Annotated in this window: 25 protein-coding genes and 1 riboswitch; of the genes, 7 read left to right on the top strand and 18 right to left on the bottom strand. The window is 54.0% G+C overall.

Going from position 1 to position 23,129, the window contains the following annotated elements; all coding sequences use genetic code 11:
* Nucleotides 1-154: 154 nt before the first annotated feature.
* The 3 genes from OB87_RS14450 (at nucleotide 155) to ypfH (ending at nucleotide 3,638) form a co-directional block, all read left to right on the top strand.
* Nucleotides 155-607, top strand: coding sequence for a DUF441 domain-containing protein (locus OB87_RS14450; protein WP_033570120.1), 453 nt, complete (start codon nucleotides 155-157; stop codon nucleotides 605-607).
* Nucleotides 608-625: 18 nt separating this feature from the next.
* The gene (locus OB87_RS14445) at nucleotides 626-2,644 is read left to right on the top strand and encodes a tRNA(Met) cytidine acetyltransferase TmcA (protein ID WP_033570119.1); all 2,019 of its coding nucleotides are present in this window, start codon (nucleotides 626-628) and stop codon (nucleotides 2,642-2,644) included.
* 307 nt (nucleotides 2,645-2,951) lie between these two features.
* Nucleotides 2,952-3,638 (top strand): esterase, encoded by a 687-nt coding sequence (gene ypfH / locus OB87_RS14440; protein WP_033570118.1) that lies wholly within the window; start codon nucleotides 2,952-2,954, stop codon nucleotides 3,636-3,638.
* A gap of 121 nt (nucleotides 3,639-3,759) precedes the next feature.
* Here the strand turns inward: ypfH and OB87_RS14435 are convergent, their stop codons facing one another.
* Genes OB87_RS14435 through OB87_RS14420 form a run of 4 tightly spaced genes read right to left on the bottom strand, consistent with a single transcriptional unit; the run spans nucleotide 3,760 to nucleotide 6,149 of the window.
* A complete protein-coding gene (locus OB87_RS14435) occupies nucleotides 3,760-3,948 on the bottom strand; it encodes a YpfN family protein (protein WP_022632647.1) in 189 nt (62 codons plus the stop codon).
* A gap of 38 nt (nucleotides 3,949-3,986) precedes the next feature.
* The gene (locus OB87_RS14430) at nucleotides 3,987-4,661 is read right to left on the bottom strand and encodes a M15 family metallopeptidase (RefSeq protein WP_033570117.1); all 675 of its coding nucleotides are present in this window, start codon (nucleotides 4,659-4,661) and stop codon (nucleotides 3,987-3,989) included.
* Complete coding sequence (dapE, locus tag OB87_RS14425; protein ID WP_033570116.1) at nucleotides 4,658-5,785, bottom strand: succinyl-diaminopimelate desuccinylase; 1,128 nt, start codon at nucleotides 5,783-5,785, stop codon at nucleotides 4,658-4,660. The genes OB87_RS14430 and dapE overlap by 4 nt, the downstream gene beginning before the upstream one ends.
* On the bottom strand, nucleotides 5,766-6,149 hold the full coding sequence (locus tag OB87_RS14420; protein WP_033570115.1) for an ArsC family reductase: 384 nt from the start codon (nucleotides 6,147-6,149) through the stop codon (nucleotides 5,766-5,768). The genes dapE and OB87_RS14420 overlap by 20 nt, the downstream gene beginning before the upstream one ends.
* Nucleotides 6,150-6,378: 229 nt before the next feature.
* Here OB87_RS14420 and ypfM point away from each other — a divergent pair, with 229 nt between their 5' ends.
* Both ypfM and cspE read left to right on the top strand, forming a co-directional pair.
* Nucleotides 6,379-6,438, top strand: coding sequence for a protein YpfM (ypfM, locus tag OB87_RS21185; protein WP_139348332.1), 60 nt, complete (start codon nucleotides 6,379-6,381; stop codon nucleotides 6,436-6,438).
* Between the two features lie 588 nt (nucleotides 6,439-7,026).
* Nucleotides 7,027-7,236: a transcription antiterminator/RNA stability regulator CspE gene (cspE, locus tag OB87_RS14410; RefSeq protein ID WP_009113827.1), complete on the top strand. Its 210-nt coding sequence runs from the start codon at nucleotides 7,027-7,029 to the stop codon at nucleotides 7,234-7,236.
* 68 nt (nucleotides 7,237-7,304) lie between these two features.
* Here cspE and crcB read toward each other — a convergent pair whose 3' ends face one another.
* A complete protein-coding gene (gene crcB, locus OB87_RS14405; protein WP_033570113.1) occupies nucleotides 7,305-7,688 on the bottom strand; it encodes a fluoride efflux transporter CrcB in 384 nt (127 codons plus the stop codon).
* A 59-nt stretch (nucleotides 7,689-7,747) separates the two neighbouring features.
* Nucleotides 7,748-7,809: riboswitch (Fluoride riboswitch) on the bottom strand.
* Between the two features lie 88 nt (nucleotides 7,810-7,897).
* Here crcB and OB87_RS14400 point away from each other — a divergent pair.
* Entirely contained in the window at nucleotides 7,898-8,686 is a 789-nt protein-coding gene (locus OB87_RS14400; protein ID WP_033570112.1) for a deaminated glutathione amidase, read from the top strand.
* A gap of 156 nt (nucleotides 8,687-8,842) precedes the next feature.
* The gene (tatA, locus tag OB87_RS14395; protein ID WP_033570111.1) at nucleotides 8,843-9,046 is read left to right on the top strand and encodes a Sec-independent protein translocase subunit TatA; all 204 of its coding nucleotides are present in this window, start codon (nucleotides 8,843-8,845) and stop codon (nucleotides 9,044-9,046) included.
* A gap of 105 nt (nucleotides 9,047-9,151) precedes the next feature.
* Here tatA and lipA read toward each other — a convergent pair whose 3' ends face one another.
* The 13 genes from lipA to leuS form a co-directional block, all read right to left on the bottom strand.
* Nucleotides 9,152-10,117, bottom strand: coding sequence for a lipoyl synthase (lipA, locus tag OB87_RS14390; RefSeq protein WP_033570110.1), 966 nt, complete (start codon nucleotides 10,115-10,117; stop codon nucleotides 9,152-9,154).
* A gap of 171 nt (nucleotides 10,118-10,288) precedes the next feature.
* Nucleotides 10,289-11,005, bottom strand: a complete 717-nt coding sequence (gene lipB, locus OB87_RS14385; RefSeq protein ID WP_200884306.1) for a lipoyl(octanoyl) transferase LipB — start codon at nucleotides 11,003-11,005, stop codon at nucleotides 10,289-10,291.
* Between the two features lie 154 nt (nucleotides 11,006-11,159).
* The gene (gene ybeD, locus OB87_RS14380; RefSeq protein ID WP_013316963.1) at nucleotides 11,160-11,423 is read right to left on the bottom strand and encodes a DUF493 family protein YbeD; all 264 of its coding nucleotides are present in this window, start codon (nucleotides 11,421-11,423) and stop codon (nucleotides 11,160-11,162) included.
* A gap of 133 nt (nucleotides 11,424-11,556) precedes the next feature.
* Nucleotides 11,557-12,768: a D-alanyl-D-alanine carboxypeptidase DacA gene (gene dacA / locus OB87_RS14375; RefSeq protein ID WP_033570109.1), complete on the bottom strand. Its 1,212-nt coding sequence runs from the start codon at nucleotides 12,766-12,768 to the stop codon at nucleotides 11,557-11,559.
* A 178-nt stretch (nucleotides 12,769-12,946) separates the two neighbouring features.
* Nucleotides 12,947-14,101 carry an endolytic peptidoglycan transglycosylase RlpA gene (gene rlpA, locus OB87_RS14370; protein ID WP_033570108.1) on the bottom strand — a complete coding sequence of 385 codons (1,155 nt, stop codon included), beginning with the start codon at nucleotides 14,099-14,101 and terminating at the stop codon, nucleotides 12,947-12,949.
* Nucleotides 14,102-14,110: 9 nt separating this feature from the next.
* Nucleotides 14,111-15,223 (bottom strand): peptidoglycan glycosyltransferase MrdB, encoded by a 1,113-nt coding sequence (mrdB, locus tag OB87_RS14365; RefSeq protein ID WP_033570107.1) that lies wholly within the window; start codon nucleotides 15,221-15,223, stop codon nucleotides 14,111-14,113.
* Nucleotides 15,224-15,230: 7 nt separating this feature from the next.
* Nucleotides 15,231-17,135, bottom strand: coding sequence for a peptidoglycan DD-transpeptidase MrdA (gene mrdA / locus OB87_RS14360; RefSeq protein ID WP_033570106.1), 1,905 nt, complete (start codon nucleotides 17,133-17,135; stop codon nucleotides 15,231-15,233).
* Between the two features lie 36 nt (nucleotides 17,136-17,171).
* The gene (rlmH, locus tag OB87_RS14355) at nucleotides 17,172-17,642 is read right to left on the bottom strand and encodes a 23S rRNA (pseudouridine(1915)-N(3))-methyltransferase RlmH (protein ID WP_012883860.1); all 471 of its coding nucleotides are present in this window, start codon (nucleotides 17,640-17,642) and stop codon (nucleotides 17,172-17,174) included.
* Nucleotide 17,643: 1 nt separating this feature from the next.
* Complete coding sequence (rsfS, locus tag OB87_RS14350) at nucleotides 17,644-17,961, bottom strand: ribosome silencing factor (protein ID WP_033570105.1); 318 nt, start codon at nucleotides 17,959-17,961, stop codon at nucleotides 17,644-17,646.
* Between the two features lie 156 nt (nucleotides 17,962-18,117).
* Nucleotides 18,118-18,792, bottom strand: coding sequence for a nicotinate-nucleotide adenylyltransferase (gene nadD, locus OB87_RS14345; protein WP_050515723.1), 675 nt, complete (start codon nucleotides 18,790-18,792; stop codon nucleotides 18,118-18,120).
* Nucleotides 18,782-19,813 (bottom strand): DNA polymerase III subunit delta, encoded by a 1,032-nt coding sequence (holA, locus tag OB87_RS14340; RefSeq protein WP_033570103.1) that lies wholly within the window; start codon nucleotides 19,811-19,813, stop codon nucleotides 18,782-18,784. The genes nadD and holA overlap by 11 nt, the downstream gene beginning before the upstream one ends.
* Nucleotides 19,810-20,364 carry an LPS assembly lipoprotein LptE gene (lptE, locus tag OB87_RS14335; RefSeq protein ID WP_033570102.1) on the bottom strand — a complete coding sequence of 185 codons (555 nt, stop codon included), beginning with the start codon at nucleotides 20,362-20,364 and terminating at the stop codon, nucleotides 19,810-19,812. Before lptE ends, holA begins: the two co-directional genes overlap by 4 nt.
* 14 nt (nucleotides 20,365-20,378) lie before the next feature.
* A complete protein-coding gene (gene leuS, locus OB87_RS14330) occupies nucleotides 20,379-22,961 on the bottom strand; it encodes a leucine--tRNA ligase (protein WP_033570101.1) in 2,583 nt (860 codons plus the stop codon).
* Nucleotides 22,962-23,129: the final 168 nt, after the last annotated feature.

Genomic DNA, 23,129 nt, shown 5'->3' with positions numbered 1-23,129 from the left:
AACGAGTCTGTCATCTGATGAGGGCAGTCGATGCATTTCTCCCCGAGTTTGCCGCCGGTTTATCCCAGCGGCGTTGCAGCCGCTCTGCTGTCCCTGTCCAATGAGTGTTATTATCTCCCGCCTACGCATTGACTGATTCCGGCAAGGATGTTTCATGGCTTTTTTTGACCCAACTCTGCTTATTTTACTGGCGCTGGCCGCTCTCGGCATTATCAGCCAGAACATGACCGTGACGCTGGCCATTCTGTTTTTAGTGGTAGTGCGCATCACGCCGCTGAATCACTATTTTCCGTGGGTGGAAAAATATGGTCTGTCATTCGGGGTGCTGGTGCTGACTATCGGGGTGATGGCACCGATTGCCAGCGGCAAGATTTCCGCTGGTGATGTACTCCACTCGTTTCTGCACTGGAAATCGTTGTTGGCTGTAGCGATCGGTGTCGCTGTCTCCTGGCTGGGGGGGCGAGGGGTAACGCTGATGAGTAATCAGCCGTCGGTGGTAGCCGGTCTGCTGGTCGGTACTGTGATGGGCGTAGCGTTATTCCGAGGTGTGCCGGTGGGGCCATTGATTGCCGCAGGGTTGTTGTCACTGTTGATCGGCAAAGGCTAAGTTTTCTTCGGGGCGCTCATGGAGTCTTTTGTTGTCAGCCAGCAATATCAGCAACGTTACGGCATTCGTCGTCTGCTGGTGCTGAGCGGCCGACCTGATTGGTGCTGCGCTCAGGCACAGCGCCTGAGTGCTTTGTTACCCGGCGATTGGCTGTGGGTCAGTGCCTCCGCGCCGGAAGGAACCACGGCGATCCCACCCCGGAATGTACGTGGTGTGCTGGGCCAGGAGTTTCGACATGCTGTATTTGATGCCCGCAGCGGTCTGGATGCAGAAGCGCTGGCGATGCTGGCTGGTGCTCTCAGCGCGGGTAGCTGGCTGCTTCTGTTAGTTCCGGAGTGGGACAACTGGCCCGATAGTCAGGATGCTGACAGCCTGCGTTGGAGTGAGCAACCGGAGCCGATAGCCACCCCTCGATTTATCCGTCAGGCTCAGTATCAGCTGTTGAGCGATGACGAGGTTGTGCTGTGGCACCAGCAGGATACCGAGCCGGTGATCGCTCCTCCCCATGACCGTTTGGACTGGCAGTCCGCTACCGGTGAGGCTACCCCCAGTCAGCAGGCTATATTGCAGCAGTTACTGCACAGCCCCTGTGCGGTGTCAGTGATCACCGCGCCGCGTGGGCGCGGCAAGTCTACACTGGCAGGTATGCTGGCGCGTCAGTGTCAAGGGGATTGCTGGGTAACCGCGCCATCGCGTGCTGCCAGCGAGATCCTGTTGCGTCAGGCTGGAGACAGGGCTACGTTCCTGGCTCCAGACGCGCTGCTGGCGTTTTGTCGGCAGCATGGTGTACCACCGGTCGCGTGGTTGTTGATCGATGAGGCCGCGGCGATTCCTGCGCCGTTATTGCAGGCGTTGTTGCCGTTTTTCCATCGTGTGGTGATGACAACCACGGTACAAGGGTATGAGGGGACGGGGCGTGGTTTTCTGCTGAAATTCTGTGCGTCGCTGCCGGATTGGCAATCGATTGAACTGACGGAGCCACTGCGCTGGGCAGTGCAGGATCCGCTGGAGAATATCGTCGATCGGGTCATGTTATTTGACGCCGAAAAGCAGGTGCCGGAACGGCTAGCCGGGGTGCCGACGATTCGGCAGGAGCAGCGAGACGACTGGCTGCATCAGCCTGAACGCCTTGCCGGGTGTTATGGATTGTTATGCAGCGCCCATTACCGTACCTCGCCGTTGGATTTACGCCGCTTGCTGGATGCTCCTGGTATGCATATCGCCAGCGCTGGTGTCGAAGGGCAGGTCGGCGGTGTTATCTGGTTGGTTGATGAAGGTGGATTGCCGGAGACACTGGCGCAAGACGTTTGGGCCGGGCGACGTCGGCCGAGAGGAAATCTGGTGGCACAGTCTCTGGCGGCGCACGGTAACCAGTGGCAGGCACCGGTCTTGCGGTCACGTCGCATCAGCCGGATAGCCGTGCTGGCGGCACTGCGTGGTCAGGGTATCGGCCAGGCTCTGGTTCGTGAACAGCAGCAACAGGCGCAGCAGGAACAGTTGGATTTTCTGTCGGTTAGCTTCGGTTTTCAGCCGACATTGTGGCAATTCTGGCAGCGCTGTGGGTTTCAATTGGCGCGTATCGGCAGCCATATTGACGCCAGTAGCGGGTGTTACAGTGCAATGGCGTTGCTTCCGCTCAGCGAGGCGGGTAGCGCGCTGGCCGCGTCAGCGTACCGTGAGTTAACGCGGGACTGGTTTTGGCTGCGGCGAGATATCCCATTAACACTGGCGCTACCACGGGTGGAGGAGCAAGTGCTCACGGCGGATGACTGGCGTAATCTGATGGGGTTTGCTATGGCTCATCGTCCACCTGAAGCTTGTCAGGGGGCGTTGTCGCGCCTGATGATGCGATCGCCGCTGGCATTAATTGCCCTGAGGCTATGGCTTGAGCAAGGTCGAAGTGTGGCGGAGTGCGTTCAGCAGCTTCAACTGTCAGGGAGAAAGGCACTGGTTCAGCGCTGGCGGGCGGAAGCGGCCCAAGCGTTGCGTCAGTTGGATGACGCTGAGTGGCAGCATTGGCATGACATTGTTTTATAAAGAAAACTGCATTATCGCGAGAGTGGTTTGATAGCACGAATCGTTTTATAACGAGAATCGTGTCATAGCGAAAAAAGTGGTTCCCTTTTCAAAATTCATTTCAAGTGGTAGCGATCACAATTTTGTAACTTGGACTGTGATTCAGCCAGCCGATTTCCTGCGTTCATATACACTGATCCTGATACAGGATAATGGAATGACTTGTTCAATAAACCTCAATATTGACCCGCTATCGAGGGGCGTATAGTGACAACTGAAATTTTTTGAACAGACGGTTTCCCCTGAAGGTAACCGCAGGAGAGGCGATATGAAGCATGACTATTTTGTGGTGCAAAATCCATCTTCACCTAAGCAGTTATTTTTGCTATTTCATGGCGTAGGCGACAATCCGGCTTCCATGGGGCAGATCGGCCGTTATTTTGCCGAATCGTTCCCGATGGCTCAGGTTATCAGTGTTGGCGGTCCAGAAGCGATTGGTCTGGGCGAAGGGCGCCAATGGTTTTCGGTACAAGGTGTCACCGAGGAGAATCGCGCTCGTCGCGTCAACGCTATTATGCCACGGTTTATCGAAACCGTTCGCTACTGGCAGGAAACCACGGGAATCGATTATTCCCACACTGCGTTGATCGGTTTTTCTCAAGGGTCGATCATGATCCTTGAAGCATTAAAAGCGGAGAAAAATCTGGCCGGGCGGGCGGTGGCGTTTAGCGGTCGCTTTGCCACATTGCCGGAGCAGCCGCTGTATGATGTTGTGGTTCACCTGATTCATGGCGAGGAGGACCCGGTGATTGTGGCGGATCATGCTCGTCAGGCTGCACAGAGTCTGCGCGCCCAAGGGTCGGATTTCACGTTGGATCTGGTGCCGCAGCTGGGACATGCCATTGATGGTCGTATGATGGAGAACGCGCTGGATCGGCTGCATCATTACATCCCGAAACGCTTCTGGGATGAAGCGGTGATGGGCGCGCGCGGTGAACTGGTGGCATTTCGCTGACCGACTGATATTTTGTTAGCCGGTTAACCAGACGCTTACCGTCATAAGCAAGAAAGTCAGTATAAAAATGAGGCCGGGTCGCTATTATGCGGTCCGGCCTCGTGGTTTTCAGTGTGCAGGGTCAGGGTTTTTTCTGCGGCCAATCGTCTTCGTCGTCCCACTGTGCATTATTGTCGCGGTGCGGCGGCAACGGCGGTTTGTCATGCAGAAAACGTTTATGATCAAGACGGCTCAGTTCCTTGATACCATTGACCAGCATTCCCAGTAACACCAGCAATATTACCCACCAGTAATCAGCCAGCCATCCCATGGTTGTTCCTCATAGACAGATATCCCGTGTTAACGGGGTTATTGTGCCTCAACAGACAGTATAAAGCGTTGGAACAACATCGGTAGATTTGGTTCCAGCCAGTGCCGACCGGCAATGTCTTCGCCTTGCCAGGCTTGCAGAATGTGTTCCGGCATCAGCTGAACCATGGCGAGGCGGGCCAGCGGTGCATAGCTGAGATGCCAGGGTTCAATGGCGATGCCACCGGTGTCCTGCGCGAATGGCCGGTAAAAGCCGAATGCGGCCATGTGTTCGGTCAGCCAGTCGCTGAGTTCGGCAAAGTAACCGCCCGGCTGGTATTCCCATGGTTCCAATTGCAGTTTTTGGCCGGTGGGCAAGCGGTCAGGGTCATAAATATCCAGATCGCTTCCCCAGTGGTGACGGCTGCCGCCTGGTAGCGCAGACCAGCGTAGGATAGCCTCGCAACGCGCGCCTTCGTCTAGCGAGAGCGCGTCTAGCGGTCGGCTGTGTTGATCCAGCAACGGGCGTTGGCCGGTAAACTTGCCGTTCCAGATTTGCCGCTGGCGCTCAAAATCCCGAAATGTACTGGCAGGTTGCAGGTTGAATCCATCTTGTCGCGCTGCCTGCTGCATGGCCGTAAATGCGGTGACTGCGTCGGGTTGCAGACGATGCGACCCGCTTAGCGCCACCAGATGACGGTCACTTTTGCCGGTCAGGCAGGCGGAAGACATCATGCGACCAATTGCTCCATAACGCGCTGATACATGCGACTCAGCAGTTGCAGATCGGCGGCGCTGACGCACTCGTTCACTTTATGAATCGTGGCGTTGACTGGCCCCAGCTCCACCACCTGTGCGCCCATGCGGGCAATAAAGCGACCATCTGAGGTGCCACCAGTAGTAAGAAGTTGCGGGGTGATTTCACTGTAGTGTTCAACGGCGTTGACCACCGCATCCACCAGTTCACCACGGCCTGTCAGGAACGGATGACCGGACAGTTGCCATTCCAGCGTGTAGTGAAGCTGGTGACGATCAAGCAGCGCTTTGACCTGCTGTTTAATGAGTTCATCGGTCAGCTCAGTACTGAAGCGGAAATTGAATTGCACGTATAGCTCGCCGGGAATGACGTTATTGCTACCGGTGCCGGCGTTAATGTTGGCTATCTGCATACTGGTGGGGGGGAAGAATTCGTTGCCCTGGTCCCAGACGGTCGCCACCAGTTCATTCAGTGCCGACATGGCCCGATGTACCGGGTTATCCGCCAGATGCGGGTAGGCAACATGGCCCTGAACGCCATGAACTCGCAGATTAGCGGTGATAGAGCCGCGTCGACCGTTTTTCACTACGTCACCAACCCGATCGGTACTGGACGGCTCGCCGACCAGACAGTAGTCCAACCGCTCCTGACGCGCCATCAGCGTTTCCACGACCTTGACGGTGCCGTTGACAGCACTGGCTTCTTCGTCGGAAGTGATAAGAAACGCCAGTCGACCCTGATGATTAGGGTGTGCAGCGACAAAACGTTCTGCCGCCACAACCATCGCTGCCAGTGAGCCTTTCATGTCTGCTGCACCACGACCGTACAACATGCCGTCACGAATTGCGGGTTCAAACGGTGGCGTCTGCCAGTGGCTATTATCACCCACAGGCACGACATCGGTATGACCGGCGAACGCCAGTGTTTTTCCCTGACCACGGCAGGCCCAGAAATTTTGGGTATCACCGAAATCCAGCTTTTCGACGATGAAGCCGATGGCTTGCAGGCGTTCAATCATGAGAGCCTGACAACCGGCATCATCCGGACTGAGAGACGGGCGTTTGATGAGCTGCTGGGCCAGTTCAATTACCGGGCAAGACATGTGAGGTGTTCTCCGTAAAAAATTGCTGATAGCTGTCGTCACTGAAACCGAGCAGGGTTTTCCCATCATCGCTTTCCAGCAACGGGCGTTTGATCAACGCGGGCTGCTCCAGCATAACAGTTTTTGCTGCCGCTTCATTATTGATGGTGTTACGGTACGCCTCTTCCAGTTTACGCCAGGTGGTGCCTCGGGTATTCAGCAACGGTTGCCAGCCTGTGCGATCGATAAAAGACTGCAGGCGTTCCGCTTCCAGTCCGTCAACTCGATAGTCATGAAAACGGTAGTCAATCTGATGGTCTTCCAGCCAGCGACGGGCTTTTTTTATGGTATCGCAGTTTTTAATACCGTACAGGATGATGGTCATGGGTAAAATCCGTTACTTTTCATGTCTCAAGGGCAAAAAAGCATACAGTATAAACGTCAGATGGGGCAGGAGATTAAAATTATCTTAAGAAATCATGGGGTTGAGTTTGCTGGGTATGTTTCGGAAATGCGAAAGAGAGCACATTTTTGCGCCCCAAAGTCTTTATCTTGGCTAAAAAAGAAGCGTATAATAACCCCGTAAGACAACAAATCTCTAAGGAGCTACCATCATGATCGAAGTCGAACTCAACAACTGGAAAAGCTTCATCGACGCAATGCTGCGTAAGTAATTGCTGATGTATTTAGACTAGTACAAATTTATTTACTGTCATTAGTCACCAGGTCCCTAATTTAGTCTCACCAAAGCAGCAATCCTCGGATTGCTGCTTTTTTTATGTGACAGAGGATGGTTTTAATCGACTGATTTTTAAAAATTAATTTTCGCTTAAGGTGTGTGTGTTATTCCTAAACTCCCCCATTTTATTCCGTTTTTTTCTTCTCATTTTTGTGATGAGTATCTCACTTTTTCTCTCATGTTTTTCGATTTGCTGCCGGGGATAAAGTGGTGAAATGAGGAAGCCTGAGTAAATAAAAGAGGCTATTATTTGCCTTTGCTTTCCCAGTGCTAGCCTGGCTCATGACCTAAGCAAAACATGCCGCTATCAGCACGTGCATCGCATGGTGTGGTAGCTAACAGCGTGTAAGATGCCAAGGAATGTGGTTGTGGGTTATAAAAATGCTGGGTGAATGGAGTCAGTTCGCTTTTTTATCATGTTTTGTCACTTTTTGGTGATGTTCGGCTGGACAAATGCGCCGCTACTTGCTGTACTGTGTTTGACACAGATTTTGTGTCGTTCATTCATGTAAAGGTAAGTTTGATGTCTAAGATTAAAGGTAGCGTTAAGTGGTTTAATGAGTCCAAAGGATTCGGTTTCATTACTCCGGAAGATGGCAGCAAGGACGTATTCGTTCACTTCTCTGCTATCCAGAGCAACGGTTTCAAAACCCTGGCTGAAGGTCAGCGCGTAGAGTTTGAAATCACCAGCGGCGCTAAAGGACCTTCTGCTGCTAACGTTATCGCTATTTAATTATACCGATTTCCTGAAAAACCCGCCTGATGGCGGGTTTTTATTTTGTGTTTTTCCTGTCTTATCTCTCAGTGGGCGCTTAGCCAGCCTACCAGCGCGAATGCTAGCGCTGTCATGATCAGCGAACCTAGCAGGTTGAGCAGTAAATTAAACAGTGCTGCGGTCCATTCACCACTCTGTAGCAAGGTCACCGTTTCGTAGGAAAAAGTAGAGAATGTCGTCAGACCGCCGCAAAAACCGGTGGTGAGCAACATTTTCCATTGTGGCGGAAGGTCGGGCTGGCGTATGAAATAGCTCATAGCCGCACCGATAACGAAAGCACCGAGCAGGTTGGCCAGCAGAGTACCAGCAGGAATCTGAGGAAACAGGGTATTAAAGCGTACACTGAGTTGCCAGCGTGCGACACTGCCAATCCCGCCACCAATAAAAACAGCAAGTAACGTACTATACATAGTCACCTTTTCATTCAAGGGTAAGTTGGGCTAATCTCGAAAGGGCACGCCCGATTGAGGGACTCGCAGACATCATCAGCCGGAAGGGCGGTTATGGAGGAATGTCATCTCCATTACTGGCTATAAAAGTTTACCTGTATGGTGATGTTTTTTGTAGCCGTGGTAGTTTTACCAAATGTATCCGCTTGCCATGTATGAAGGAGCCAGATATGAAAGTGGCGCTTGGTCAGTTTGCCGTACAACGTCTATGGCAAGACAATGCCCAGACGTGCATAACATTAATGGTACAGGCCGAGTCTGCTGGCGCTGACCTGCTGGTGCTGCCGGAGGCGGTTCTGGCGAGAGATAATACAGACCCAGAATGGGGTGTCGGTTGTGCCCAGCCGATCACCGGCCCGTTTGTCAGCCAACTGCTGACTGCCAGCCAGTCGCTGGATATCAGTGTGGTATTGACTCTACATACGCCTGCGGCGGATGGACGTGTGCATAATACGCTGTTGGTTATCCGACGGGGCGAAGTGTTGGTTCACTATCATAAGCTGCATTTGTATGACGCATTTTCGGTACAGGAGTCCCGACGGGTGACGCCAGGAACAACTCTGCCACCGGTGGTGGAGGTGGCCGGAATGCGCGTCGGGTTGATGGTGTGCTACGACATCCGCTTTGCTGAGATGGCGCGCCAATTGGCGGTCAATGGCGCTGATGTGCTGGTGGTGCCCGCTGCCTGGGTAAAAGGCCCGCAGAAAGAAGCGCACTGGGAGTTGCTAGCGAGAACACGGGCATTGGAGAACACGTGTTATTTGGTCGCGACAGGGGAGTGTAGCGACAGGAACATCGGCAATAGCATGGTGGTGGATCCGCTGGGTGTGGTTATCGCTCAGGCCGCTGAACAGCCTGAATTGTTGTTGACGGAGCTGACGCTGGAGCGTATTCAGGCCGTTCGTCGCCAGTTACCTGTGCTACATCACAACCGCTTTAAGCCGCCTGTACTACGATAACAGCAAGGTATATTACGTCCCGGATAAAACACAGCGACGGGTGATGAACGTCGTACTTTGTTACAGATAACCATTGCCTTATCCGGTGTGTCGACTTAAAAAAGAGCTATGTAAAGCGCGCTGGCTTTTCCAGCTCACATTATCAGGTAGGTATGTATGGAAGGTATCAGTATTACCAAGCTCTTAGTGATTGGCGCCTTGATTGTTCTGCTGTTTGGCACCAATAAACTGCGCACTCTGGGCAGTGATCTGGGTGCCGCTATCAAAGGTTTCAAGAAATCCATGAGTGATGAACAGCCAACGGCTTCCACTCAGGATGAACATCCGACTGCTATCAGCGAAAAGCGTTCTAAAGAATAATTATCAGCGCTGACAGGCATCACAATAAAAAAAGCGGAGGGGTTAACCGTCCGCTTTTTGTCGTTCCTGTATTTTTTGTAATGGAATGTTACGGGTTGTCACCCGTTATTTGACTTCCATTCCTTTGGCCTGCAAATCGGCGTGGTAAGACGAACGAACGAACGGACCGCAGGCCGCATGGGTAAAGCCCATTGCCAGCGCTTCCGCCTTCATTTCCTCAAACTCTTCCGGCGGCACATAACGTTGTACCGGCAGGTGGTGACGGCTGGGTTGCAGGTACTGACCTAACGTCAGCATGGTTACCCCGTGGCGGCGCAGGTCGCGCATTACATCCAGAATTTCATCGTTGGTTTCGCCCAGGCCAACCATCAGACCTGATTTTGTTGGGATATCGGGATGAGCCGCTTTGAATTTTTCCAGCAGCTTCAGCGACCAATCGTAATCGGCACCTGGACGTACCTGACGATAGAGGCGCGGTACGTTTTCCAGGTTGTGGTTAAATACGTCTGGCGGCGTGGCGGTCAAAATATCCAAAGCCCGATCCATACGGCCGCGGAAATCTGGCACCAGCGTTTCAATTCTGATACTCGGACTTTTACGGCGAATAGCACTGATGCAGTCGGCAAAATGCTGAGCACCGCCGTCACGCAGGTCATCGCGGTCAACCGAGGTGATCACCACATAGCGCAGTCCCATATCGTGAATGGTCTGGGCCAGTTTTTCTGGCTCGTTGGCATCCGGGGTCAGTGGGCGTCCGTGGGCGACATCGCAGAACGGGCAGCGACGGGTACAGATGGCACCGAGGATCATAAACGTGGCGGTGCCGTGGTTGAAGCACTCCGCCAGATTAGGGCAGGATGCTTCTTCGCAAACCGAGTGCAGACCATTACGGCGCATGGCGTCCTTGATGCCCTGAATTCGGCTGGAGTCCGCGGGTAATTTGATTTTCATCCATTCCGGCTTGCGGAGCATCTCCTGACGCTCGGTGACGACAGTACGTACCGGGATCAGGGCCATTTTGTCTGCATCGCGGTATTTGACGCCACGTTCGATCTGAATCGGTTTACTCATGTTTGCGTAATTTCCAGTTCTGAATCGCTGTTATGAGTTTATATAAAACTCATTGGATTACGTGTGTTGTTAAACTTTTTTTTAAAAAGCTCACAAAATTATATCATCAATGGCTGCCCACGAGCAGCCATTGAGGGACAAAATACAGAAATAATGTAAATAAAATGTAACTTAACAGCGTCGGGCTGCGTCAGGCGTGCTCTGTGGGCGTGGAGCCCCTTGCTGCGTCCAGTTCCACTCCAGCCATTCCTGCTGACGGTAATCCAGCAGTTCCATAAACGCGTTCACCATCACTGGCGCGGCATCAGCTACCGTTACACCGGGAACCAGCTCGCTGAGTTGAGTCATTGCCATCCCAGCGTAACCGCAAGGGTTAATACGCAGGAAAGGGGACAAGTCCATCGCAATGTTCAGCGCCAAGCCGTGAAACGAGCAGCCGTGACGGATACGCAGGCCCAGTGAGCAGATTTTCCGTTCGCCGACGTAAACGCCAGGGGCGTCAGGACGGGCGTGTGCGTCAACGGCATAATGCGCCAGCGTATTGACGACGGTATTTTCGATTGCGGTTACCAGCTGACGCACGCCAACTTTGCGGCGTTTGATATCGATAAGCACATACATCACTTGCTGGCCGGGGCCGTGGTAGGTCACCTGACCGCCGCGGTCACTTTGAATCACCGGGATGTCGCCGGGCATCAGAACATGCTCGGCTTTGCCCGCCTGCCCCTGGGTAAAGACCGGTAGGTGTTGTACCAGCCACAATTCGTCAACGCTGTGGCTGTCCCGCTGTTCGGTGAAGGTATGCATAGCCTGCGACACTGGTTCGTAAGGCTGTACGCCCAACTGGCGCACGATGAGGGTATCGCTGACCAGTGTGCCACTGTTCATGACCGTATCACTAGCTATGATCGTATCCTGTTGCAAGAGTGTCATCGTCGGGTGAAGAGGGAATGAGCGCAATTATAGCGGGGTGATGCTACAGCGAATAGCGGTTTCCTCACTTGTCTCCGTATTCAGGAGACAAGGTCAGAGAGCGTCGGCGTTACAGCACCACACGTACAATATCGATGTTACCCAATTCTTCGTATAGCGTTTCTACCTGTTCGATATGGGTGGCGATGATAGTAATCGACACCGAATGGTAGTTGCCTTTGGTGCTGGGTTTGATTTGCGGGTTATAGTCGCCGGGAGCATGGCGTTGAACCACTTCCACAACCCGATCCACCAGCTCTGGTTTTGCCAGCCCCATGACTTTGTAGGTAAATGAACAAGGGAATTCAAGCAATTCGTTGAGTTTGGTTTTCATGGCGACTCCAGAGTCATTCATTAGTACAAAATTATCACTCCCGCCGAAGCGGGAGTGTTAAGTATGACCGAAATCCTGTTGTTCGATCCTTAAGTGAGCAACATAAGGGCTGTTGCTCAAGATTCAAGGGGGATCAACTGAACCAGCGGTGGAACATCAGTTTTATGTAGTCGAACAGTCGTCCGAAAATTCCGCCTTCTTTGACTTCGTTCATCACCACCAGCGGACGCTGCTCGATCACTTTGCCGTCTAACTGGAAGTTGATGGTGCCCACCACCTGGTTTTTGGCCAGTGGTGCGTGCAATTCCGCATTGGTCAGCACATAGCTGGCTTTCAGGTCTTTCATGCGGCCACGAGGAATAGTGATATAGGCATCTTTATCCACGCCCAGCGATACCCGGTCGCTATCGCCGAACCACACTGGTTCAGAAGCGAACTCTTTGCCGGTTTTCAGCGGTGCTACGGTTTCAAAGAAGCGGAAGCCCCAGGTCAGTAGTTTCTTGCTCTCTGTTTCACGGCCTTTGAACGTCCGCCCACCCATTACGGCGGAGATCAGGCGCATCTGGCCTTCGGTTGCGGAGGCTACCAGGTTGTAACCAGCGGAGGCAGTATGACCGGTTTTGATGCCATCAACGGTCAGGCTGCTGTCCCACAACAGGCCGTTACGGTTCATCTGGCGGATATTGTTGAAAGTAAACTCTTTCTCTTTATAGGTCGCGTACTCATCCGGGACATCGCGGATCAATGCCTGACCAATCAGTGCCATGTCGCGGGCTGAGCTGTACTGACCTTCAGCATCCAGGCCGTGGACTGTTTTGAAGTTGGTGTTCTGTAAACCCAGGGCTTTGACGTAACCGTTCATCAGATTAACGAACGAATCCTGGCTACCCGCTACGTAGTCAGCCATTGCGACGCAGGCATCATTACCGGATTGCAGAATAATCCCTTTGTTCAACAAATAAACGGGTACGCGATCGCCCGGTTTGAGGAACATCAGCGAGGAGCCCTGGAAATCGGGGTTACCGGTAGCCCAGGCGTCTTTGCCAATAGTCACGACATCATTTGGGCTTATCTTCCCGGCTTTAATCGCCTGGCCAATGACGTAGCTGGTCATCATTTTTGTCAGGCTGGCGGGGTTGCGACGGGTGTCGGCGTTCTTTTCCGCCAGCACTTTACCCGAGTTGTAATCAATCAGGATATACGCTTCGGCATCAATATCCGGGACGGCAGGAATCATGGTTTTCAGATTAATGTCGTCTGCGTAGGCGAAAGTGGATGCACTGATGGCGAGCAACGTGCCGAGCGCAATACGTTTGGTAAAACAAGACGTGATTACTGTTTTCATGATTGGAACAACAACATCCGTGGGTATGAGTTAAAAAACGAGCCACACTATAACAGATGAAAATCGGGGCGGCACCAGACAATACGTTACGCGATTTTGCCAATTTTCAGGATGATATCGTTATCGCTCGTACAGATAAAGAAAGAGGGAATTTATCCCTCTTTCGAGAGTATGTGCGTTACTGCGCGCCAGATACCGTGGTGATAAATGACGGCTGTTGTGCTTCGCTGGACAGGCGTTGTTGCAGGTCGGCAGCTTGCTGACGGCTCTGGAACGGCCCTAACTGGATACGATATAAGCCGTTATTCAGGGTGACTTTTCCTGGCACACGGAAGCGCTCATTCAGGCTTTTCAGCCAGGTTTGCGCCCGCTGTTGATCGCTCAACGCGCCGACCTGCACCACGATATTGCCGGAACCCGCTGGCACTGTCGGTTGTGACGGTGTGCGTGACGGCTGAACGGCAACCGGTGCTGTCGCCATCGTCGTTGCTCTGAGCGGCGTAGCGGCAGATGTCGGCTCTGGGCTTTCCAGTACTCCGCTGGGCAGTGGCTTAGGCGCACCGAGGAAACTGCCTCCGCTTGATGCACCGGTATTGCTGACTGATGCGTTGCCACTGACGATCGTGTTGCTGCTATTACCTGTTGTTGTCGGCGTTAATGTGGCGTTGCTGATCGGCCGCACCGCAGCGGCAGTAGCCGGTGCACTTTCCATGACCGGAGTCCCCAGACCGCTGGAGCCTAGCGTTGGACGTGACGGCAGGGCAAAACTCTGTTTGGCAACACGAGTGCCGATAGTACCGGGACCAGAAAGTGAGCCGTCCTGTGCTACGCTGATGAAATCTACCTTCACTTTGGTATTGTTGGACAGATTAAGGCGGTCAGCCGCACCTTTGGTCAGATCGATGATTCTGCCTGGCGTATAAGGTCCGCGGTCGTTGACGCGTACCACCAGACGACGGCCGTTGCTGAGGTTAGTGACGCGCACATAGCTGGGAATCGGTAATGTGGGATGGGCTGCGGCCATGGCGTTAACGTCGAATTCTTCGCCGGTCGCGGTGCGATTACCGACGGATTCTCGATCGTGCCAGGTGGCAAAACCGCTTTCACTGAAATTCTCCGGATTTTTGACAATACGGTAGGTTTTGCCGTTCATGCTGTAATCCTGCATGTTGGCGGGGTTGTACGGTTCGTAGCGCGGTTCTGCACCGCTAATTTCTTCCACCGGGCCATTGTATGTCGTGGCCTGCGGTGAGGGCGACTGAGGCTGTTCCGTCACCGCACAGCCTGCCAGAGCCAGGCTGATCGCGCCAATCCAAACCCAATCCTTACGCATTGCTCACCCCTATAAATTCTTGGATAACATTTTGCGGTGAGTGTGTATCGACATGACGATACCGAATCCCGCCATCAAGACGACCAGCGCCGAGCCGCCATAGCTGACCAACGGCAGCGGCACCCCGACCACCGGCAGGATACCACTCACCATGCCGATGTTAACAAACACATACACGAAAAAGATTAGCATCAAGCCACCGACCATCACCCGGCCGAACGAGGTTTGCGCATTGGCGGCGATCACCAGGCCGCGCATGATCAGGAACAGGTATAACGCCAGCAGGATGAGTACACCGATAAGTCCCAGTTCTTCGGCCAGTACTGCAAAGATGAAATCGGTATGGCGTTCTGGCAGGAACTCCAACTGAGACTGGGTGCCATGCAACCAGCCTTTACCGGTCAAACCGCCGGAACCGATGGCGATTTTTGATTGAATAATATGATAACCGGCACCGAGCGGGTCGGTTTCTGGGTCCAGCAGCATCATTACCCTGTCACGCTGGTAATCATGCATCAGGAAAAACCACAAAACGGGGATGAACGCTGCCAGCAAAATGGCTGCGATAGCGATCAGTCGCCAACTCATACCGGCGAGGAACAGTACAAACAGGCCGGACGCACAAATCAGGATAGCCGTGCCAAGGTCTGGCTGGGCCGCAACCAGCAGCGTCGGGACGAACGTCAGTGCCAGCGCGATGCCGGTATTTTTTAACGATGGTGGGCACATATCGCGGTTGATATAGCGAGCGACCATCAGTGGTACTGCAATTTTGGCGATTTCCGACGGCTGAAAACGCACCACGCCTAAATCCAGCCAGCGTTGTGCGCCTTTACTGATCTGGCCGAATACATCCACCATGACCAGCAGGATAAAACAGAAGATGTACAGATACGGGGCCCAACCTTCATAGACTCGTGGCGGAATTTGCGCCATACCGATCATGACGACTAGCCCCAGCACGCATTGGGCTATCTTACGCTCCATCATTCCGGTGTCTTGCCCACTGGCGCTCCACATGACGAACAGGCTGTAGCCCAGTAACGCCATTACACACAGAAGGAAAGGCAGATCAATGTGCATTTTGGTCCAGATTGAGCCTTTTTGTTGACTGTCTGTCATGGTGCCTCTACTCGGTTTCACTGCCTGGCGGCGACGGTGGCGCGTCTGGCAGGTTGGTATTGTTATCGCCCAACATAATATGGTCGAGGATTTGACGCACGATGGTCCCGACAGCTGGCCCTGCACCGCCGTTTTCCAGAATGATGGACATGGCGACTTTCGGGTTGCTGTAAGGGGCGAAAGCGACCATCAGTTTATGGTCGCGCAGCCGCTCGGCAATCCGGTTGGCGTTATAGGTTTCATTTTCCTTCAGGCCAAATACCTGCGCCGTCCCTGACTTGGCTGCAATTTTATACGGTGCATCGGCAAAGAATTTGTGGGCAGTGCCGTTTGGCCGGTTAGCGACGCCGTACATCCCGTCTTTGGCGATTTCCCAGTAGCCGGAGCGAATATCGCCGATCTGCTGGTGTTCCGCCTGACGGTAAGGCACCTGAGTGTTGTTTTCCTGCGTACTGCTAAGCAGATGTGGTGCCTTGACCTGGCCGTCGTTAATCAGCGTGGTAAGCGCTTTGATCATCTGGATAGGCGTGGCGGTCCAGTAGCCCTGGCCGATGCCGACCGGGATAGTATCACCCTGATACCAGGGTTTCTTGTAGCGTTTCATCTTCCAGTCACGGGTCGGCATAATCCCGGCCCGTTCTTCAGACAGATCGATACCAGTGAGATGACCGTAACCGAATTTGCCCATCCACTCAGATAAGCGGTCAATACCCATGTCATAGGCGACTTGATAGAAGAAGGTATCGGCGGATTCTTCCAGCGACTTGGTGAGATTCAAACGCCCATGCCCCCATTTTTTCCAGTCGCGGAAGCGTTTTTCCGAGCCGGGCAACTGCCACCAGCCGGGGTCAAACAACGAGGTGTAAGGCGTGATAACTCCAGCGCTAAGAGCGGATACCGCGATGTAGGGTTTGACAGTAGAGGCGGGTGGGTACACCCCTTGTGTCGCGCGGTTAATCAGTGGCCGATTCTGATCGTTGAGTAGTTCCCGGTAAGCTTTGCCGGAAATGCCGTCGACGAACGGGTTCGGGTCGTAGCTGGGGGTGGATACCATCGCCAGAATACCTGCGTCCCGAGGGTCGGTGACCACCACGGCGGCTCGGCTGCCTGTCAGCAGTTTTTCGATATAGAGCTGGAGATTGAGGTCCAGTGTCAGGGTGATATCTTTACCGGCTTGCGGTGGTTGTTCATGCAACTGGCGAATCACCCGGCCGCGGTTATTGACTTCCACTTCCTCGTAGCCCGGTTTACCGTGCAGTACATCTTCGTAATAGCGTTCAATACCGAGCTTGCCGATATCGTGGGTTGCGGCATAGTCCGCCAGTTTGCCTTCCTTATCCAGCCGTTCCAGATCCTTATCGTTGATTTTGGAAACGTAACCGATGACATGGGTCAACGCTGAGCCATAAGGATAGTAGCGACGCTGGTAGCCTTTGACCTCTACGCCGGGAAAGCGGTACTGATTGACCGCGAAGCTCGCAACCTGCACTTCATTTAATCCGGTTTTGACTGGGATGGAGGTGAAGCGACGCGAACGTTTACGCTCTTTTCTGAAGTTATCGATGTCTTCGTCGGTCAGGTCAATGACCGACTTGAGTGCCTGAAGCGTTTCCTCCAGGTTGTTGACCTTTTCCGGAATCAGCTCCAGCTGATAAATCGTGCGGTTGAGCGCCAGCGGGGTGCCGTTGCGGTCATAGATGATGCCGCGACTCGGGGCGATTGGCACCAGCTTGATGCGGTTTTCATTCGAACGGGTACGATAATCGTCAAAACGTAAAACCTGCAGGTGGTAGAGATTGGCGACAAGAATACCGCTCAGCAGCAAAATACCCAGGAACGCGACCAGCGCCCGGCGTACAAACAGGGCTGCCTCTGCCGTATAGTCACGAAAGGGTTTGCGTTCTATATTCATCCAGCGATTGCTACTTCACAGGGTTCATCGTTCGCCTTACTCCCGATGGTAAGGATGATTGGTGGTAATGCTCCAGGCACGGTACAGACTTTCTGCGACCAGCACGCGCACCAGTGGATGCGGCAGCGTCAGCGGCGACAACGACCAGCTTTGCTCCGCGGCGGCTTTGCACTGTGGTGCTAGTCCTTCAGGGCCGCCAATCAGCAGGCTGATATCGCGCCCGTCCTGTTTCCAGCGTTCCAGTTGTTGCGCCAACTGCGGCGTTTCCCAACGTGAGCCGGGAATATCCAGCGTTACGATGCGGTTGCCTTTACCGACGGCGGCCAACATCAGTTCGCCTTCTCGTTCCAGAATCCGTTTGATATCAGCGTTCTTGCCGCGCTTACCTGCCGGAATCTCTACCAGTTCAAACGGCATGTCTTTAGGAAAACGGCGGAGATAATCGGTAAAGCCGGTCTGCACCCAGTCGGGCATTTTGGTGCCAACGGCGACCAGTTGCAGCTTCATATCAGCCCCAGAGTTTTTCCAGTTCGTACAGGTGGCGGCTCTCTTCTTGCATCACGTGGACGATCACATCACCGAGATCGACCACGACCCAGTCGGCGTCGTTTTTCCCTTCAACACCTAACGGCATCAGCCCGGCAGCGCGGGATTCCTGCACAACGTGATCGGCGATGGAGGTGACATGACGGCTGGAGGTGCCAGTACAAATAATCATGCAGTCAGTGATACTGGATTTCCCTTTTACATTAAGGGCAACGATATTCTGACCTTTCAAATCGTCAAGTTTATCAATAACGAAATCTTGGAGTGCTTGGCCTTGCAAAGGTTCCCCCTTTAATGAGTGGTAAATCTGCCGGTTATGTGGGTTGGCTGGGTTTGGTAAACTAGCCGTTTCACCGTGACGGTTGGCGATTTTTCTATAGCCGAAACCAGCGGCGGAGTATATCACGGCCTTATAGTGAGTGGTATCAACGCATGGCTATCGATAGAGTCTGTGTGTGTCAATATACTTCAGCACACTTTCGGGCAGCAGATCATGGCAATCGAGGCCTTGCTGCCGCCGCTGACGGATGTCGGTAGCGGAGATCGGCAGGAGTGGGGTATGGGCGAGGTAAATCAGCCCGTGACAGTGACGGTGCAACAAGTCGACATCGTGAGTCTGGTGCGCGGTTAGCCAGGCTTCCAGCTCGGCGGTGTCCAACTGCTGGTGGTAACCGGGGCGGGCGCAGACCAGCAAATGACAGTAATTCAGGATTTCCTGCCAGCGGTGCCAGCGATGCAGCGTCAACAGTGAGTCTTGCCCGATAATAAACGCCAGCGGCGCGGCGGCACCTTTCTCGGCACGTAACGCCTCCAGCGTTTCAATGGTATAGGACGGCGTGGCGCGTTGCAGTTCACGATCGTCAATCTGAAGCAGCGGGTTGTCTTGTATCGCCAGCTCAACCATGGTCTTACGTTGGCTGGCACTGGCTTCTGGCTGCTCACGGTGTGGTGGCACGTTGTTGGGCAGCAGAATAACGCGTTGCAGACCAATTTCTTGCGCCAGCGCGGTGACCGGGCGCAGATGCCCGTAATGAATCGGGTCAAACGTGCCGCCAAAGTAGGCAGTCAGCGGTGGGGTAACCGGGAGCGTCGACAAATCGCTATACCTCAAGCAGGCCGTCGGGCAGCGCTTTACCGCATAGAATCATCGACAGCGTTTCCAGCTCAGCCCAGACCGGCTGCCCATAATTCTGTTTCAGGGTGATCTCCAGCTGACTCAGCAGAGTAATCGCCTGCTGGAGCTGGGGCAGTGACAGACGTTGCAGTGCTTGCGTCAACAGCGGACGTCGGTTTTGCCACACTTTGTGCTGGTCTAGCAGTGTGCGCAGCGGTGTTGTTGCCATCCGTCGCTTCAACTGTAGCAGCAACAGCAATTCCCGCTGCACGGTACGTAGCAGGATAACGGGCTCACATTCTTCCAGCCGCAACTGCTGCAAAATGTGCCAGGCGCGTTTGTTTTTACCGCCCAGTAGCGCATCCAGCCAGTGGAATGGGGTGAAGTGTGCGGCATCGTTGACCGCCTGTTCGACCCGCGGCAGCGTCAACTTACCGTCCGGATACAGCAACGACAGTCGCTCCAGCGCTTGCACCAACGCCAGCAGATTCCCCTCGTAGCAATAGCAAATCAACTGGCTGGCTGCGTCATCCAGTTCCAGTTTCATGCTTTTAGCTCGGTGCGCCACCCAGCGGGGGAGTTGTTCCTGCTCTGGCGTCATACAGGGGACGTACACACCCTGTTGCGACAACGCCTTGAACCAGGCGCTGTTCTCCTGCGCTTTGGTGAGTTTGTTGCCCCTGACCATCAACAGAATGTCGGGATGCAGCAAGGTGGACAGCTTGACCAGTTGCTCGCCAACGGGGGCACCGGGACCCGCGTCCGGCAGAGTCAGCAACAGAGTCTGGCGGGAGGCGAACAGGCTGAGCGCCTGACAGGTGGAAAAAATAGCATCCCAGTCGGTGTTGTTATCCACCGTGAAACTGAAGTGTTCCAGAAAGTCTTGCTGATGGGCGACCGTCCGGATTTTGTCCTGACTTTCCTGCAGCAATAGAGGTTCATTGCCGAACAACAGATAACAACCGCGCAGCCCCTCATGGAGCTGCGCGGTCAATTGCTCGGGATAGATCCGAATCATGGGTGTGCCGGTGCGGATGTAGCGGCCTGCGCCTTCTGATTGATCTTCGCGTTCTGGCTTCCTTTGATTGTCAGTAGTTTTCGTACCAACTGCTGGGCCGCCTGAACACGCATTTCACGCAGCACGATATCCTGCTCCGCGTCTTTAGCCAACGCAGCAAGCGGGTTATCGAAGAAGGAACGGAAAATCGTTACGTTGAGCGGATAGATGTCATCACCCGGAATCAGCACCTGTGCTTTGACTTCCAGAACCAACTGATACTCTGCTGTTTTCCCATCCTGGAAAATAGATACGGTGTTACGTGTCAGATGGTCCCCCATAAAACGGAAAGATGGCAGATCCTTACGTGCGGTATTTTCCATAATGTTAACGTTGTTGAGACGCAACTGTTCACGGATGGCCCGCGTCATCGGACCGTAGGGGTCACCACTGTCCAGAATCAGATTATGCAACTGCTCCGGCATCTGAGTGGTGCCGCGCAGATGAAAGCCGCAGCCGGCGGTCATCAAGACCACCAGCCCCAGCACCAGCGTTAAAAACGGGTGTCGCACAGTACCTCCTTGCCTTAACCCACAACCAGGTTAAGCAGTTTGCCTGGAACGAAAATCACCTTACGAACGGTTACGCCATCCAGATATTTGGCTACCAGAGGCTCCTGTGCCGCCCGATCGCGAACCTGCTGCTCGGTGGCATCGGCTGCTACGGTGATTTTGCCGCGAACTTTACCGTTGACCTGTACCACGACCAGGCGGGAGTCTTCCACCATTGCCTGTTCGTCCGCTACCGGCCACGGTGCCTGATCAATGTCGCCTTCGCCTTTCAGCTCGCGCCACAATACGAAGCAGGCGTGCGGAGTGAACGGGTAAAGCATCCGCACGACGGCCAGCAGCGTTTCCTGCGTCAGCGCGCGGTCCTGTTCTGATTCCTGCGGCGCTTTAGCCAGCTTGTTCATCAGCTCCATGATCGCGGCGATAGCGGTGTTGAAGGTCTGACGACGGCCGATATCATCCGTTACTTTGGCGATGGTTTTGTGCAAGTCACGGCGCAGTGCTTTTTGGTCTTCCGTCAGTGCGGCGGCATCCAGCGGTTGAGATGCCCCTTTCCCCGTGTGGTCGTAAACCTGTTTCCACACGCGTTTCAGGAATCGATTCGCCCCTTCCACGCCGGATTCCTGCCACTCCAACGTCATTTCTGCCGGGGAGGCAAACATCATGAACAGACGCACTGTGTCGGCACCGTAGCGTTCTACCATGACCTGCGGGTCGATACCGTTATTTTTCGATTTCGACATCTTGCTCATGCCAGCGTACACCAGTTCACGGCCTTCTTTATCGAACGCCTTGGTGATGCGGCCCTTGTCGTCGCGCTCTAACGTGACGTCGGTCGGCGATACCCAGATACGTTCACCGTTGTTGCCAAGATGGTAGAACGCATCCGCCAGCACCATCCCCTGACACAGCAGACGTTTGGCTGGTTCGTTGGAGTTAACCAGACCGGCGTCACGCATCAGTTTATGGAAGAAGCGGAAGTACATCAGGTGCATGATAGCGTGTTCGATACCGCCGACATACTGATCCACTGGCAGCCAGTAGTTGGCCGCAGCCGGGTCCAACATGCCCTGATCGTACTGCGGGCAGGTGTAACGCGCGTAATACCAGGACGACTCCATAAAGGTATCGAAGGTATCGGTTTCACGCAGTGCTGGCTGGCCGTTGACGGTAGTTTTAGCCCATTCCGGGTCGGCTTTGATCGGGCTGGTAATGCCGTCCATCACCACGTCTTCAGGCAGAATTACCGGCAATTGATCTTCCGGTGTCGGGATGACGGTGCCATCTTCCAGCGTTACCATCGGGATCGGCGCGCCCCAGTAGCGCTGACGGGACACACCCCAGTCACGCAGGCGGTAATTCACTTTACGCTGACCGACGCCCTGTGACACCAGTTTGTCGGCAATGGCGTTAAAGGCAGCGTCAAAATCCAGTCCGTCGAATTCGCCGGAGTTGAACAAACGGCCTTTTTCTGTTTGTGCCTGAGCAGACAGGTCCGGCTCGTTACCGTCGGCCAACAGAATAACCGGTTTCACCGGCAGGCTGTATTTGTGGGCAAACTCCCAGTCGCGCTGGTCGTGGCCCGGCACCGCCATGACCGCACCGGTGCCGTATTCCATCAGCACGAAGTTGGCGGCCCACACTGGCACTTTCTCGCCGGTCAGTGGGTGGATGGCGTACAGACCGGTAGCGACGCCTTTTTTCTCCATCGTCGCCATGTCGGCTTCCGCCACTTTGGTGTTGCGGCATTCGACGATAAAGTCTTGCAGGGCGGGGTTGTTTTCTGCCGCTTTCAACGCCAGAGGATGGCCCGCCGCCACGGCAACATAGGTCACACCCATGAAGGTATCTGGGCGAGTGGTGTAGACGGTCAGGGTATCTGCACCGTCGGCCACATTGAAGGTGATTTCCACCCCTTCGGAACGGCCGATCCAGTTACGTTGCATGGTTTTGACCTGTTCTGGCCAGCTTTCCAGCGTATCCAGGTCGTTAAGCAGTTCGTCGGCGTAGGCGGTAATTTTGATAAACCACTGTGGGATTTCCTTGCGTTCCACCTTGGTGTCGCAACGCCAGCAGCACCCGTCGATCACCTGCTCGTTAGCCAGTACAGTCTGGTCGTTCGGGCACCAGTTCACTGCTGAGGTTTTTTTGTAAACCAGGCCTTTCTCATACAGCTTAGTGAAGAACCACTGTTCCCAACGGTAGTAATCCGGTTTGCAGGTCGCGACTTCGCGATCCCAGTCGTAACCGAAGCCCAGCAGTTTCAGCTGGTTTTTCATGTATTCGATATTGGCGTAGGTCCAGGGCGCTGGTGCGGTATTGTTTTTCACCGCCGCCCCTTCAGCTGGCAGGCCAAAGGCATCCCAGCCAATCGGTTGCAGCACGTTTTTACCCAGCATACGCTGATAACGGGAGATCACATCGCCGATGGTGTAGTTGCGGACATGCCCCATGTGTAGACGGCCAGAAGGATAAGGCAGCATGGAAAGGCAATAGTATTTTTCCTTGCCGGGTTCTTCGGTCACTTTGAAAGTCTGTTTTTCTTGCCAGTGAAGCTGGACGTGCGCTTCGATCTCTTCTGGGCGGTATTGCTCTTGCATGGCTGCCAGTGGTCCTTAGTGAAAATTGCTACCTCAGTAGCATGTTCTGTTTCATTTCAAAAGATCCGCATAGCATAGCTGATAAGCGACTGGCTCAACAACCGCTTGAGGCGGTCTGGGGCTGATTTATGCGGCACGGGTAGCGAAGATGGAGGTTAAACCCGCGGA

It is taken from the genome of Dickeya undicola (genome assembly GCF_000784735.1).
Classification (GTDB): domain Bacteria; phylum Pseudomonadota; class Gammaproteobacteria; order Enterobacterales; family Enterobacteriaceae; genus Dickeya; species Dickeya undicola.
Note: the sequence above shows the minus strand (reverse complement) of the source record. Positions and strands in the feature narration are given on the sequence as shown.